This window comes from Pseudomonas sp. FP818, assembly GCF_030687335.1.
Classification (GTDB): domain Bacteria; phylum Pseudomonadota; class Gammaproteobacteria; order Pseudomonadales; family Pseudomonadaceae; genus Aquipseudomonas; species Aquipseudomonas shahriarae.
On the sequence record NZ_CP117427.1, the window covers coordinates 2,054,047 to 2,070,675 of the forward strand.

General features: G+C 63.7%; 1 protein-coding gene and 1 pseudogene. Both read left to right on the top strand.

The annotated features are described in order from the left end of the window. Positions 1-52: 52 nt before the first annotated feature. Positions 53-12,999 (top strand): annotated as a pseudogene (locus PSH80_RS09520) (non-ribosomal peptide synthetase). A gap of 177 nt (positions 13,000-13,176) precedes the next feature. Continuing rightward, positions 13,177-16,599, top strand: a complete 3,423-nt coding sequence (locus PSH80_RS09525) for a hypothetical protein (protein WP_305419986.1) — start codon at positions 13,177-13,179, stop codon at positions 16,597-16,599. Positions 16,600-16,629 lie beyond the last annotated feature (30 nt).

Below are 16,629 nucleotides of genomic sequence, written 5' to 3' on the forward strand. Positions count from 1 at the left end.
ATGCCCTCTATCCCCGATTTCCCCGTAAGCCGATTTCAGGCAGGAACCCCTCATGATGGACGCCTTCGAACTTCCCCGCACCCTGGTCCAGTCTCTCCAGCGCCGCGCCGCGCAGACCCCGGACCAGGTGGCCCTGCGCTTTCTGGCTGAGTCTGCCGCCGAGACCGTGGTGCTCAGCTACCGTGACCTGGACCTGCGCGCCCGCACCATCGCTGCCGCCTTGCAGGCCTCGGCCGGGCTAGGTGAGCGTGCGGTGCTGCTGTTCCCCAGCGGCCCGGATTATGTCGCGGCGTTCTTTGGCTGCCTGTACGCGGGGGTGATCGCGGTGCCGGCCTATCCGCCGGAGTCTACTCGCCGGCATCACCAGGAGCGGTTGCTGTCGATCATCGCCGATGCCGAGCCCAAGCTGTTGCTGACCAGCAGTGGTTTGCGCGACGCCCTGGGGCAGATCGAGCAAGCGCCGCCCTTGCTCTGTGTGGATGAACTGCACAGCGAAATCGCCGCCGGCTGGGTCGCGCCAAACCTGCAGGACGACGATATCGCCTTCCTGCAATACACCTCCGGCTCCACCGCCTTGCCCAAAGGTGTGCAAGTCAGCCACGGCAACCTGGTGGCTAACGAATTGCTGATCCGTCGCGGCTTTGGCATCGACCTCAACCCCGATGACGTGATTGTCAGCTGGCTGCCGCTGTACCACGACATGGGTTTGATCGGCGGCCTGTTGCAACCGATCTTCAGCGGCGTGCCCTGCGTGTTGATGTCGCCAGCGTACTTCCTTGGCCGCCCGTTGCGCTGGCTGGAAGCGATCAGCCAATACCGCGGAACCATCAGCGGTGGCCCGGACTTCGCCTACCGCCTGTGCAGCGAGCGGGTCAGCGACTCGGCCCTTGAGCGCCTGGACCTGAGCCATTGGCGCGTGGCCTATTCCGGTTCCGAGCCGATCCGTCTCGACACCCTGGAGCGCTTCGCCGAGAAGTTCGCCCCGTGCGGTTTTACCCCGAACAACTTCTTCGCCTCCTATGGCTTGGCCGAAGCGACCCTGTTTGTCGCCGGCGGCACCCGTGGCCAGGGCATCCCGGCGTTGCGCCTGGACGAACAGGCGCTGGCCGCCAACCGTGCCGAACCAGGGCAGGGCACCGCGATCATGAGCTGTGGCACGAGCCAGCCCGAGCACGCGGTGCTGATCGTCGAGCCGCAGACTCTCGCCGAGCTGGACGACAACTGCGTCGGCGAAATCTGGGCCACCGGCCCGAGTATTGCCCACGGCTACTGGCGCAACCCCGAAGCCACCGCCGAGACGTTTGTACAGCACGCCGGTCGCACCTGGTTGCGCACCGGTGACCTGGGCTTTATCCGCGACGGCGAGGTGTTTATCACCGGGCGCCTGAAAGACCTGCTGTTCGTGCGCGGGCACAACCTGTACCCGCAGGACATCGAGCAAACCGTCGAACGCGAAGTGGAAGTGGTGCGCAAGGGGCGTGTCGCGGCATTTGCGGTGAATGACCAGGGCCTGGAAGGCATCGGCATCGCCGCAGAAATCAGCCGCAGCGTGCAGAAGATCCTGCCGCCGGAAGCCCTCATCAAAGCCATTCGCCAGGCAGTGGCCGAGGCCTATCAAGAAGCGCCCTGCGTGGTGGTGCTGCTCAACCCCGGCGCGTTGCCGAAAACCTCCAGTGGCAAGGTCCAGCGTTCGGCCTGCCGCACCCGCCTGGCCGATGGCAGCCTCGACAGCTACGCGCAGTTCCCCGATCAGCGCGCGCAGGCGGGCGATGGGGCACTGGCGTCAGACCTGCAACAGCAGATCGCCGCGATCTGGTGCGAACAGTTGCAGGTGGCGCAGGTGGCTGGCGATGATCACTTCTTCTTGCTCGGCGGCAACTCCATCAGCGCCACCCAAGTGGTTGCCCGCCTGCGCGAAACCCTGGGCCTGGAACTCAATCTGCGCCTGCTGTTCGAGGCGCCGGTGCTGGCCGAATTCGCCGCCAGTGTCGGCCAATTGCAGGCGGAGGGGGGCGTGGCCCAGGGCGCAATCAGCGCCTTGTCACGCCAGCAGGATATGCCGCAATCCCTGGCGCAAAATCGCCTGTGGATCACCTGGCAACTGGACCCGCAGAGCAGTGCCTACACCATCCCCGGTGCCCTGCGCCTGCGCGGCGAGCTGGATGAAGACGCGCTGCACGCAAGCTTCGCGCAACTGATCCAGCGCCACGAAGCGCTGCGTACGCGGTTCTATGAGCGCGACGGCCAGGGCTACCAGCGCGTGGATGCACAGCGTGAGTTTGCCGTGCAAGTCATCGACCTGCGCGACCTGCCGCTGGCCGAGCGTGAAGCCCGCGCCGCGCAGATCCGCGAGGACGAGGCACGCACCCAGTTCGATCTGGAGCAAGGCCCGTTGTTGTGGGTCACGCTGTTGCGCCTGGACGATGAAGATCACCAGTTGCTGGTGACCCCGCACCACATCATCGCCGATGGCTGGTCGCTGACTGTATTGATCGACGAGTTCTCGCGCCTCTACGCTGCTGCGTCCCAGGGCCAGCGCCTCGAGTTGCCGGCCCTGGCTGTACAGTACGCCGACTACGGCAGTTGGCAGCGCCAATGGCTGGCCGCAGGCGAGGGCCAGCGCCAGTTGGCCTACTGGCAGCAGCAACTGGGTGACGAACATCCCATCTTGAGCCTGGCCACCGACCACCCGCGCTCGGCCCAGCAACGGCGCAGCGCTTCACGCTACAGCGTGCGCCTGGACGCCAGCCTGGGCGAAGCGATCCGCCAGACCGCCCAAGCGCACCAGGCCACGCCGTTCATGCTGTTGCTGGCGGCGTTCCAGAGCCTGCTGTACCGCTACAGCGGCCAGCGCGATATCCGCATCGGTGTGCCCAACGCCAACCGTACACGCCACGAAACCCAGGGCCTGATCGGCTTCTTTATCAATACCCTGGTGATGCGCGCCGAGGTGGATGCGCGCCTGCCCTTCAGCGAGCTGCTGGCGGCGACGCGCCTGGCCGCCACCGAGGCCCAGGCCCATCAGGACTTACCCTTCGAACAGCTGCTGGAAGCCTTCCCCCAAGCCCGGGAACAAGGCCTGTTCCAGGTCATGTTCAACCACCAGCAGCGTGACCTGAGTGCCTTGCGCCGCCTGCCGGGCCTGCTGGCCGAAGAGCTGCCGTGGCACAGCCGCGAAGCCAAGTTCGACCTGCAACTGCACAGCGAAGAAGACCGCAACGGGCGCCTGAGCCTGTCATTCGACTACGCTGACGAGCTGTTCGACGCCAGCACCATCGCGCGCCTGGCCACGCATTTGATCAACCTGTTGCAAGCGGCCTGTGCGCAACCGCACCAAGCGGTGGGCGACCTTGCGCTGCTGCAGGCCGACGAGCACACCGAGCAATGCAACTGGAGCGAGGCCCCGTGCGCCCCGGCGCAGCGCCTGGTGCCGGAACAACTCAACCAACACAGCGACGAGCGCACCGCCCTGGTCTGGCAGGGCGCCAGCCTGACCTTCGCCCAACTGCACACCCAGGCCAACCGCCTGGCCCATTACCTGCGCGACAAAGGCGTCGGCCCGGACGTGTGCGTGGCGATTGCCGCCGAGCGTTCGCCGCAACTGCTGATCGGCTTACTGGCGATCCTCAAGGCCGGCGGCGCCTATGTGCCACTGGACCCGGACTATCCCGCCGACCGCCTGGCCTACATGCTGGCCGACAGTGGCGTGCAATTGTTGCTGACCCAGACCCATCTGCTGCAACAGCTGCCGGTGGCCGAGGGCGTTTCGGTGATCGCCATGGACAGCCTCAAGCTTGACAGCTGGCCGACCCAGGCGCCGGGCCTGCACTTGAATGCCGACAACCTCGCCTATGTGATTTACACCTCCGGCTCCACCGGCCAGCCCAAGGGCGTGGGTAATACCCATGGCGCCCTGGCCGAGCGCTTGCAGTGGATGCAGGCCACTTACCAGCTGGATGAAAGCGATGTGCTGATGCAAAAGGCACCGATCAGTTTTGACGTGTCGGTGTGGGAGTGTTTCTGGCCACTGATCAGCGGTTGCCGCCTGGTACTGGCCGGCCCCGGCGAGCATCGCGACCCCCATCGCATTGCACAGTTGGTGCAGGAGCATGGCGTGACCACCCTGCATTTTGTGCCGCCGCTACTGCAGCTGTTTGTCGATGAACCGCTGGCGGCCGAATGCATCAGCCTGCGCCGGGTGTTTTCCGGGGGCGAAGCCTTGCCCGCCGAGTTGCGCAATCGGCTCCTCGCGCAATTGCCGGCGGTGCAGTTGCACAACCGTTATGGCCCGACCGAAACGGCAATCAACGTCACCCATTGGCACTGTCAGCGCACCGACGGCGAGCGCTCGCCAATCGGCCGCCCATTGGGCAACGTGCTTTGCCGGGTGCTGGACGAGCAGTTCAACCTGCTGCCCGCAGGGGTGCCGGGTGAGCTGTGCATCGGCGGGATTGGCCTGGCCCGTGGTTATCTGGGGCGTGCCGGGCTGACCGCCGAACGTTTTGTCGCCGACCCACTGGGCGCGGCGGGCGCCCGTTTGTACCGCACCGGCGACCGCGTGCGCTGGACGGCTGATGGCGTGCTGGAGTACCTCGGGCGCCTGGATCAGCAGGTCAAGCTGCGCGGGTTTCGGGTCGAGCCGGAAGAAATCCAGGCGCGGCTGCTGGCCCAGGAGGGCATCGCCCAGGCGCTGGTGTTGATTCGCGAGACCGCCGGCGGTGCGCAGTTGATCGGTTACTACACGGCCAGCGGCGAGCTGGATGAGCTGGACGTGAAAGCCGCACTGGCCGCCGAGTTGCCGGAGTACATGGTGCCGGCGCAACTGATCCGCCTAGATGTCATGCCCCTGAGCCCCAGCGGCAAAGTCGACCGCCGCGCCTTGCCGGAGCCGGTGTGGCAGGTGCGTGAGCATGTCGAGCCGCACACCGCCCTGGAACAGCAGATCGCCGCGATCTGGCGCACAGTGCTGGGCCTGCCGCGTGTCGGCCTGCGCGACGACTTCTTCGCCCTTGGCGGCCATTCACTGCTGGCCACGCAAATTATCTCCCGCACACGCCAGGCCTGTGATGTGGAGCTGCCCCTGCGTACCTTGTTCGAAGCCAGTGAGCTGGGGGCGTTTGCCGAACAGGTGCGCCTGATCCAGGCCAGCGGCCAACGCAACCAACAGAGCGCGATCGGCAAGGTGGATCGCCGCCAGCCGGTGCCGCTGTCCTATTCCCAGCAGCGCATGTGGTTCCTCTGGCAAATGGAGCCGGACAGCCCGGCCTATAACGTCGGTGGCATGGCGCGCTTGCGCGGGGTGCTGGATGTGGGGCGTTTCGAGGCGGCGTTGCAAGTCTTGATCATGCGCCACGAAACCCTGCGCACCACCTTCCCGAGTGTCGATGGTGTGGCCCGGCAGAACGTCGCCGCGCAAAGCAGCGTGCGCATGAACTGGCAGGATTTCTCGGCGTTTACCGAAGCCGAGCGCCAACTGCGCGTGCAGCAATTGGCCGACCAGGAAGCCCACCGCCCGTTCAACCTGGAAACCGGACCGTTGCTGCGCGCCTGTCTGGTCAAGGCCGGCGAGCAGGAACACTACCTGGTGCTGACCCTGCACCACATCGTCACCGAAGGCTGGGCCATGGACATCTTTGCCCGTGAACTCAGCGCGCTGTACGAAGCCTTTATCGACGAGCGCGAATCGCCCCTGGAACCGTTGCCGGTGCAGTACCTGGACTACAGCGTGTGGCAGCGCCAATGGCTGGAGGCCGGTGAACGCCAGCGCCAGCTCGACTACTGGACCACGCAATTGGGCAACGAGCATCCGCTGCTGGAATTGCCCAGCGACCGGCCACGCCCGGCGGTGCAAAGTCATCAGGGCGAGCTGTACCGTTTTGACCTTGGCGATGAACTCGCCGCCAAGGTGCGCGCCTTCAATGCCGAACATGGCCTGACCCTGTTCATGACCATGACTGCGACCCTGGCGACGCTGCTCTACCGCTACAGCGGCCAGACCGACCTGCGCATCGGTGCGCCGGTGGCCAACCGCATCCGCCCGGAAAGCGAAGGGCTGATCGGCGCGTTCCTCAACACCCAGGTGCTGCGTTGCCAGCTCGACGGGCAGATGCGCGTTGCTGAGCTGTTTGAGCACGTGCGCCACACCGTAATCGAAGGCCAGTCCCATCAGGACCTGCCGTTCGACCACTTGGTGGAAGCCCTGCAGCCGCCGCGCAGTGCTGCGTATAACCCGCTGTTCCAGGTGATGTGCAACGTGCAGCGCTGGGAATTCCAGCAAAGCCGGCAACTGGCCGGGATGACCGTCGAGTACCTGGCCAACGATGCGCGTGCCACCAAGTTCGACCTCAACCTGGAAGTCACCGACCTCGATCATCGCCTGGGTTGCTGCCTGACCTACAGCACCGACTTGTTCGACGAGCCGCGCATTGCGCGCATGGCCACCCATTGGCGCAACCTGCTGGAGGCGCTGATCGCCGATCCGCAACAGCGCTTGAGCGAGTTGGCGATGCTCCAGGCACATGAGCAACGCGCCCTGCAAGACGGCCTCGGTATCGAGGCCGGCGAGCACCGTCTCGACCAGTGCATCCATTCGCTGTTCAGCGCCCAGGTGCAGGCCCGTGCGGATGCGCCCGCGCTGACCTTCGCCGGGCAAACCCTGAGTTACCGCGAGCTGGACAGCCGCTCCAACCGCCTGGCCTGGATGCTGCGCGAGCGTGGGGTGGGCCCACAGGTGCGGGTCGGCCTGGCGCTGCCACGCTCACTGGAAATGGTCATCGGCCTGCTGGCGATCCTCAAGGCCGGTGGCGCCTATGTGCCGTTGGACCCGGAATACCCGCTGGACCGTCTGCACTACATGATCGAAGACAGCGGCATCGGCCTGTTGCTCAGCGATGCGGCGATGTTCGACGCCCTTGGTGAGTTACCCGCCAGCGTCAGTTGCTGGTGCCTGGAAGATGACTTGCCGGTGCTCGCCAACTACCCGGCCGGTGACCTGCCGGCGATCAGCCTGGCGCAGCATCAGGCGTACCTGATCTACACCTCCGGCTCCACCGGCAAGCCCAAGGGCGTGGTGGTGTCCCACGGTGAAATCGCCATGCATTGCCAGGCGGTGATCGAGCGCTTTGGCATGCGCCCCGACGATTGCGAGCTGCACTTCTATTCGATCAATTTCGACGCCGCCACCGAGCGCCTGCTGGTGCCGCTGCTCAGTGGTGCGCAGGTGGTGTTGCGCGCCCAGGGGCAATGGGATGCCGAAGAAATTTGCGGGCTGATCCGTGAGCATCGGATCAATATCCTCGGCTTCACCCCTAGCTATGGCAGCCAGTTGGCGCAATGGCTGGCCACGCAAAACCAGACCCTGCCGGTGCGCATGTGCATCACCGGTGGCGAGGCGTTGACTGGCGAGCACCTGCAGCGCATCCGCGCAGCGTTCCAGCCGGCGCTGTTCTTCAATGCTTATGGGCCGACCGAAACGGTGGTCATGCCCCTGGCCAGCCTGGCCCCTGAGGTGTTGGAGGAGGGCGCCGGCAGCGTGCCGATCGGCAGCATCATCGGCGCGCGGGTCGCCTATATTCTGGATGCCGACCTGGCGCTGGTGCCCCAAGGCGCGACTGGCGAGCTGTACGTGGGCGGCGCCGGCCTGGCCCAGGGTTATCACCAGCGTGCGGGCATGACCGCCGAACGTTTTGTGGCCGACCCGTATGCCGATGGCGGGCGGCTCTATCGTACCGGCGACCTGGTGCGCCAGCGTGCCGATGGCCTGGTGGAGTACCTGGGGCGGATCGACCATCAGGTGAAAATCCGTGGTTTCCGTATCGAACTGGGCGAGATCGAAACCCGCCTGCTTGAGCATGAGGCGGTCCGCGAAGCGGTGGTCCTGGCCCTGGATGCGCCGAGTGGCAAGCAACTGGCGGCGTACCTGGTCAGCGATGCCCGCGATCACGCCGCCTTGCGCGAGGCGCTCAAGACCCACCTCAAGGCGCAACTGCCGGACTACATGGTGCCGGCGCACCTGATGGTGCTAGACAGCATGCCGCTGACCGCCAACGGCAAGCTCGACCGCCGCGCCTTGCCGCAACCGGACCCCGAGGCCAATCGGCAGCAGTACGTGGCGCCGAGCAATGCGCTGGAACTGAGCCTGGCCGCGATCTTGTGTGCGGTGCTCAATGTGCAGCAGGTCGGGCTGCACGATAACTTCTTCGAACTGGGTGGCGACTCGATCCTGTCGATCCAGGTGGTCAGCCGGGCGCGGCAGGCGGGGATTCACTTCAGCCCCCGCGACCTGTTCCAGCACCAGACCGTGCAGGCCCTGGCCGCAGTGGCCACGTGCAGTGAGCAGGTCACTGCCGAGCAAGGGCTGTTGACCGGCCCCTCGGGCATGACGCCGATCCAGCATTGGTTCTTCGACAGTGAGATCCCGGCGCGTCAGCACTGGAACCAGGCATTGGTGCTGGCGCCGGTGCAGGCCCTGGACCCGCACCGCCTGGAACAGGCGCTGCTGGCCGTACTGGAACACCACGACGCCTTGCGCCTGAGCTTCACCCAGCGCGACGCGCAATGGCACGCCGAGCATCTGGCCGTGCCGGAAGGTGGCGTGTTGTGGCTGGCCCAGGTGGCGGATATGGCGCAGTGCGAGGCGCTGTTCGCCGATGCCCAGAGCAGCCTCGACCTGGAGCGCGGCCCGCTGCTGCGCGCCTTGCTGGTGGACGGGCCGCTCGGCCAGCAACGCTTGCTGATCGCCATCCCATCACCTGGTGGTGGATGGCGTGTCCTGGCGCGTATTGCTCGAAGACCTGCAAAACGTCTATCGCCAATTGAGCGACGGCCAGGCCGTCAGCCTGCCGGCCAAGACCAGCGCCCTGCGCGACTGGGCCGCGCGTTTGCAGGCCTATGCCACTAGCGAATCCCTGCGTGAAGAACTGAGCCTGTGGCAGCAACAGTTGGCTGGCCCGCCGGTTGAACTGCCGGTGGACCGGGCGGACGGCAGCCTGCGCAACCGCGACGCCGAGACTGTCAGTGTGCGCCTGGATGCCGAGCGCACCCGGCAGTTGCTGCAACAGGCACCGAGCGCCTACCGCACCCAGGTCAACGACCTGTTGCTGACTGCACTGGCCCGCGTGCTGTGCCGTTGGAGCGGCCACGCATCGACCCTGATCCAGCTGGAAGGCCACGGCCGCGAAAAGCCTGTTTGATGAGATCGACCTGACCCGCAGTGTCGGTTGGTTCACCAGCGCTTACCCGCTGCGCCTGACCCCGTTGGATATCGAGGAGGCCAGCGGCCAGGGCGCGTCGATCAAGGCGATCAAGGAGCAACTGCGCGCGGTGCCGCACAAAGGCCTGGGCTATGGCGTGCTGCGCTACCTGACCGACAGTACCTGTCGCCAGGCCATGGCGGCGTTGCCGAACGCCTCGATTACCTTCAACTACCTCGGGCAGTTCGACCAAAGCTTCGACAGCCAGGCGCTGTTCCACCCGCTGGACGTGTCTGCCGGCCCGGCCCATGACCCGGATGCGCCACTGCCCAACGCCTTGAGTGTGGACAGCCAGGTGTACGGCGGCGAACTGCTGCTGCGCTGGACCTTCAGCCGCGAGCGCCACGACTACCAGACCATCAGCGAGCTGGCCGAGGCCTACCTGGGCGAGTTGCAGAGCCTGATCGCCCATTGCCTGCGCGATGATGCCGGCGGCCTGACGCCGTCCGACTTCCCCCTGGCGCACCTGACCCAGGTGCAACTGGACGCGTTGCCGGTGCCGGCCAGCGCCATCGAGGATGTGTATCCGCTGACGCCCATGCAGGAAGGCCTGCTGTTGCATACCCTGCTGGAGCCGGGCACCGGCCTCTATTACATGCAGGACCGCTACCGCATCAACAGCGAGCTCAACCCCGAGCGCTTTGCCCTGGCCTGGAAAGCCGTGATCGCCCGGCATGAAGCCTTGCGTGCGTCGTTCTGCTGGAACGTCGGCGAAGCGATGTTGCAGGTGATCCACAAGCCCGGCAGCACGCCGATCGAATACCTGGACTGGACCGGCACCCCGGCCGAACAACAGGAACCGCGCCTGCAAGCGCTGCTCAAAAGCGAGCGCGAGGCCGGTTTCGATCTGCTCAATCAGGCGCCGTTCCACCTGCGCCTGATCCGCGTCGGCGAGGCCCGCTACTGGTTCATGATGAGCAACCACCACATCCTGATTGATGCCTGGTGCCGTTCGTTGTTGATGAATGATTTTTTCGATATCTACACCGCCCTGGGTGAAGGTCGAGAAGCACAACTGGCCGCGCCGCCACGCTATCGCGATTACATCGCCTGGCTGCAACGTCAGAACCTGGCGGAGGCGCGGCAGTGGTGGCAGCAGAACCTGCAAGGGTTTGAGCGCACCACGCCGATCCCCAGCGACCGGCCATTCCTGCGTGAACACGCCGGCCACAGTGGCGGCATGGTGGTGGGGGATTGCTATACCCGTCTGGATGCCCGTGACGGTGCGCAATTGCGCGAGCTGGCCCAGGCTTATCAACTGACCGTCAATACCTTCGCCCAGGCGGCGTGGGCCTTGGTGCTGCGGCGCTTGAGCGGCGAGCGTGACGTGTTGTTCGGCGTCACGGTGGCCGGGCGCCCGGTGGACATGCCGCACATGCAGCGCACGGTCGGCCTGTTTATCAACAGCATCGCCCTGCGGGTCAAGTTGCCCGAGGACGATCAGCCGTGCAGCGTGCGCCAGTGGTTGAGCGCCTTGCTCGACAGCAATATGCAGCTGCGCGAGTACGAATACCTGCCGCTGGTGACAATCCAGGAGCACAGCGAACTGCCCAAGGGCCAGCCGCTGTTCGACAGCCTGTTTGTATTTGAAAACGCTCCGGTGGAAGTCTCGGTACTGGACCGTGCGCAAAGCCTGAACGCCACCTCGGACTCGGGCCGTACCCACACCAACTTCCCGCTGACCGCCGTGTGTTACCCGGGGGATGACCTGGGCCTGCACCTGTCCTACGACCAGCGTTATTTCGATGAAAGCACCGTGCAGGGCATGCTTGCTGAGTTCAAGCGCCTGCTGCTGGCGCTGGTGCAGGGCTTCCATGGCGATATGGCCGACCTGCCGCTGATTGGCGAGCAGGAGCGTGAGTTCCTGGTGCACGCTTGCAACCAGAGCGCCCACGACTACCCGCTGCAAAGCAGCTACGTTGAACTGTTTGAAGCGCAGGTGGCGCAGCATGGGCAGCGCATTGCCGCCAGTTGCCTGGACCGGCAATGGAGCTATGCCGAGCTGAACCAGCACAGCAACCGCCTGGGCCATGCCCTGGTCGCGGCGGGTGTCGGCCTGGATCAGCCGGTGGCGCTGCTGGCCGAGCGCGGCCTGGAACTGCTGGGCATGATCATCGGCAGCTTCAAGGCCGGTGCCGGTTATTTGCCGCTGGATCCCGGCCTGCCGGCCCAGCGCCTGAGCCGGATCATCGACCTGAGCCGCACGCCGCTGCTGGTGTGCACGGCAGCCTGCCTTGAACAGGCGCAGGTGTTGCTCGAAGACTTTGCCTGCGGCGCGCGGCCGAAGCTGCTGGTGTGGGAGGAGTTGGCGGGCGCGGATAGCAATCCGGGGATCTACAGTGCCCCGGACAACCTCGCCTATGTGATCTACACCTCCGGCTCCACCGGGCTGCCCAAGGGCGTGATGGTCGAGCAGCGCGGCATGCTCAATAACCAGTTGAGCAAGGTGCCGTACCTGCAGTTGAGCGAGCAGGATGTGATCGCCCAGACCGCGTCGCAAAGCTTCGATATTTCGGTGTGGCAATTCCTCGCCGCGCCGTTGTTTGGCGCACGGGTGGACATTGTGCCCAACACCATTGCCCATGATCCGCAGGGCCTGCTGGCCCATGTCCAGGCCCAGGGCATCACGGTGCTGGAAAGCGTGCCGTCGCTGATCCAGGGCATGCTTGCCCAGGAGCGTATCAGCCTGCAGGGCCTGCGCTGGATGCTGCCGACGGGGGAGGCCATGCCGCCAGAGCTGGCGCACCAATGGCTGCTGCGTTACCCGGATATCGGCCTGGTCAACGCCTATGGCCCGGCGGAATGCTCGGATGACGTGGCGTTCTTTTGCGTCGACCTGGCCTCGACCCGTGGCACCTACCTGCCGATCGGCACGCCGACCGACAACAACCGTTTGTATCTGCTCGACGGCGCGCTGGAGTTGGTGCCGCAAGGGGCGGTGGGTGAGTTGTGTGTGGCGGGCACCGGGGTAGGGCGCGGGTACGTCAGCGACCCGCTGCGTACTGCGCAAGTGTTTGTGGCGGATCCATTTGGTGCGCCGGGAGAACGCCTGTATCGCACCGGCGACCTGGCGCGGCGGCGCAGCGATGGGGTGCTGGAGTACGTCGGGCGCATCGACCATCAGGTGAAGATCCGCGGTTACCGCATCGAACTCGGTGAAATCGAGGCGCGCCTGCACGAGCAGCCCGAGGTGCGCGACGCGGCGGTGGGTGTGCAGGAGGGCGTGAATGGCAAGCACTTGGTGGGTTACCTGGTGGCGAGCGATGCCAGCCTTAACCCTGGCGAACGCCTGGACCGCATCAAGCAGCGCCTGCGCAGCGAACTGCCGGAGTACATGGTGCCGTTGCACTGGCTGTGGCTGGAGCGCCTGCCGTTGAATGCCAACGGCAAGCTCGACCGCAAGGCCTTGCCGGCTCTGGAGATCGGTCAGTTGCACAGCCAGGATTACCTGGCGCCGCGCAGCGAGCTGGAGCAGACCCTGGCCACAATCTGGGCCGAGGTGCTGAAGGTCGAGCAGGTGGGCGTGCTGGATAACTTCTTCGAGCTGGGCGGGCATTCGTTGCTGGCCACGCAAATCGCCTCGCGGGTGCAAAAGAGCCTGCAACGGGATGTGCCGCTGCGGGCGATGTTCGAATGCAGCACGGTAGCGGAGTTGGCGACGTACATCGAGGGCTTGGCGGCCAGTGACATCAGTGCCGGCACGGTGGACCGCCTGAGCGATTTGATGGCGGAGCTGGAGGGGCTTTGAGTCGGCGAACGGGCCGCCACACAGGCGGCACGCCATTGGTCGGTTTTGCACATTTTTGGGGTGCGAACTGTCAATTCTGACAGTAGGCAAACCTCCTGTTTCCGGGGCTAGATACCTGCAGATTTGGGCCTGCCCAGCAGGCTTGCTGGTTATCTTTCCCAGACAGGAGGTCGCATCATGGTCAAAAAAACCACCCCCCAAAGCCCACCGTTGGCGGCTACCCAGGCACCTGCCGAGGTTGCTGTCGAATTGCCCTATCCGCAGATTCGCTACGCCGTCAATAACAACACCCTGGACCCCATCAAGGCGAAAAACGGCACTGTCGCGACCGTCGCTTTTACGGGGATGGGCACGGGTCCTATCACCTTGTACTGGGCGATCAAGGGCCAGGACGAGCCGGTGTTTGAACCTGTTGTGCAACCGGGCAGTACCAGCGGCAGTATTGATATTCAGGTTCCCTGGCAATCGGTCAGCACCAGCATTGGGCATACGGTTTTGGTCTGGTACACCGCGCGGGTGGCGGGCCAGTTGAAGGAATCGCTGGTGCTGGAGTTGGAGGTCCAGCAGATCAGGGAGGCGGACCTCAAGGAGTCGCTGCCGAAGTTTGAGCATGCCCAGTATGTCCATAGCACCTGGCAACTGGATATGAAGACATTCAGGGGCGATGAGACCATCCGCCTTAACGCCTGGCCCATGATTCAGGCCGGGCAGCGCCTGTTTATCAATGTGGCCGGTGATCAGCACAAGCCGCCGTTCGCGTTTAGCTGGGTGGCGCGGGACCATGTGGTCATGGAGGCCGAAGCCCATGACGATCATGTCTTTGAGTTCAAGCTGTCACGGGGCTGGATGGCGCGACGGGAAGACTATTCGGCACTGACCCTTCATATCGCCGTGATCTTTGATGGCACCGATCCCAAGCCGCCGGTACCGGTCGATCCGATCTACGAAACCCGACTGCCCGAAAACGCCCACGAGTTTCATCCTCGCAACACGGCGCTGTTGTTTGTCGATACCTCCCTGCATTTGCAAGCCCCGACATTGGTCGAGGCGCAAGGCCAGGGCCAGGTTGATCCCCTCAAGTTGTTGGAGGGGGCCACGGTACGTGTTTGTTACGAGGATATGCAGAGCACGGACCATATTGCCCTGTGCTGGGAATCCACCTTCGGTGATTGCGCGCCGATTGCACCGCAGTATGGCGTAGAGGAGGGGTGCATCGACTTCCATGTGCCGCCGGAATACGTGGGCATGCGCCTGGATAACTTCGCGCATTTCTCCTATACCGTGACCCGGGATGGGGAGCCGCACACGTCGCCTGAAGGTGTGGTCAGGATCCCACTGCCGGCCAACCTGCCCCAGCCGCAGATTTTCGAAGCGCCGTTCAACACCCTGGACCTTGGAGGGATGTGCTGTGATGACCCGGTGACTGTTCATGTCGCGCCTTGGCCGTTTATCGGCACCAGCCAGGTTATTCAGTTGTTTATCGGTGGTGTTTACCCGGATGGCTCGAAAGCCCGGCTGCTCCCTTTTGATGAGGCGCCGATTACTGAAGAAGACGTGCGTAGCGGTTGGACCAGAACCTTGTCTCGGGCCCAACTGGCGGCGCTCAAACATGACAGCCAGTTGTATGTTCTCTTTAGTGTCGAGTTTCTTCCGCGTAAGGATTCAAGGCCGGTCTACAGGTCTTTTCCTTCACTGCTGGTGAATCTGCTCACCGAGCCCCACTTGGAGTTGACGGCCCCCCATCTCGTCGAGTCCGTAGACTGCGGCGCCGACGGCTGGCTACTCAACCCGGTGAACACGGTGGAGGGCGCGCATCTTCAGGTGGCGTACGGGCATATGTGTCCGGGGGATTGGGTGTGCCCGACGTTTACCGGCACACCAGGGCTCGGTTCGCCGGCGTTGGAGTGTCGTACTGTCGGTGTAGATGAGCGAAACATGGTGTTCCCGATTCCGGCCTCTGCGATCAGCGCCAACCTGTGTCAGAAAATATCGGTTTCTTACAATGTGTCGCGTGCCTGCGGTGGCTCCTGGGAGTCGCCGGTGAAAGAGGTGCAGGTCCTGGATCTGAGCGGCCTGCCCTCGCCTGCGGTGGAACAGGCCACGGGCAGCACGTTGGACCTTAATACCTTTGGGGGCGATGCCACAGCGATGGTGGCTACCTGGTTCTATCTGGCCCTGGGCCAACCTTGCTGGCTGTGGGTGACGGGTGAGTTGGAGGATGGCAGCCCCTACCGTTTTGAGGTGCTGGAAGGTCAGGCGGTAACCGAGGAATGGCTGGCCGGTGGCGTCACCGCGGCACTGGCGCGCAACGAACTGCAAAAACTGGCGGATTGCAGTGCCTTTGAAGTGCATTTCGCGGTGAACTTCAATGGCGAGTCCGATAAGGCCAGCGCCAAGGAATTTGCATCGCTGACCCTCGAAATTGCCCAGGAGGACCTGGTACTCGAAGCGCCCAAGGTGCGCGAAGCGGTAGGCTCGCAGCTCACGGTATACAACGGCCGCGATGGCGTGACGGTGCGAGTGGCCTATGACCTGATCAGCCCCGGCCATGCAATCAGCGTGTGCTGGAAACGCGCAGACGGTACCTGCCTGCCGCTGACCTCGAAGCCTGGCAGCAATGACCCGGATTACGTGGATTTCCATATCCCCCGGGAGGCGGTGATTCGTGGGATTGGCAAGACGGTGAAGATCAACTACACCGTTACCAGCCTGTGCAAAGTGGCGACTTCCCCGGATTTCGATCTGCAAATCAGTGTGCCGGTACGTTTGCCAGCGCCGGTGGTGCCGCAGGCAACCAACAATATTCTGGACTTGCGCACCTTTAATGGGAACGCGGATATCACCGTTGAACCCTGGTGGTTTATCTTGCCGGACCAGAAAGTATGGTTGCGGGGCGTCGGTACCCAAAAGAATGGCAACCCTTATACGATCAACGTTTACTTGGGGCAGGGGGTGACAGCAGGTGAAGCGAGTACAGGTTTGAAAAAGGCGCTACAGCGTTTCGAACTTGAGCTCTTGAAGGACCTCAGCCGCCTGATGTTTACCTGTAAGGTGACCGCCGATGGCAGTACCCATGAAAGTGAAGCGCTGGCGTTTCCGATTCTGGAGCTGATTATCCGGGCCAATTTCTTAACCGATTTTGATGATTTTGAGAGTTATCCGAACCAGGAGTATCTGGGGGCAGGGACTATCATCAATACGCGCTTATTGGATTTTGAATTACCAGCCTCATCTCCCCCTGGAATTGGGCTTCATCCAGTCAGAACTGCCGGAGAACTGGTGCCGGGAATGATTGAGGGCAAGGCATTGGCAGTGCGCTGCGGTAGCGCTAATACAATGCAGCTATCACGTCTGAAGTTTAAGTTCAGATGCGCGCGGGTGAGATTCGGTTATGCAAATACCGGCACCGATATCGCGACGTTCAGGTTCTTTGGTGAAAATAATCAGCTACTTGGGACACGTGAGGCAGCGACTAGGACCTGGGTCGATTTCGAGGCTGAAAACGGAGCAAAAATAGTCCGTATTGACGTTTTGTGTCTGGTGCATGGAGCGATTGATTCGCTAACCATCTGGCATGGTGGCGAGACTTATCGTCATTGAGCTAATGCCCGCCCTGCAGAAAAGGGGTGA

What these genes read in the sequence shown, in the direction of transcription:
- PSH80_RS09525 (WP_305419986.1), top strand. Translation starts at nt 13,177, where the DNA reads ATGGTCAAAAAAACCACCCCCCAAAGCCCACCGTTGGCGGCTACCCAG.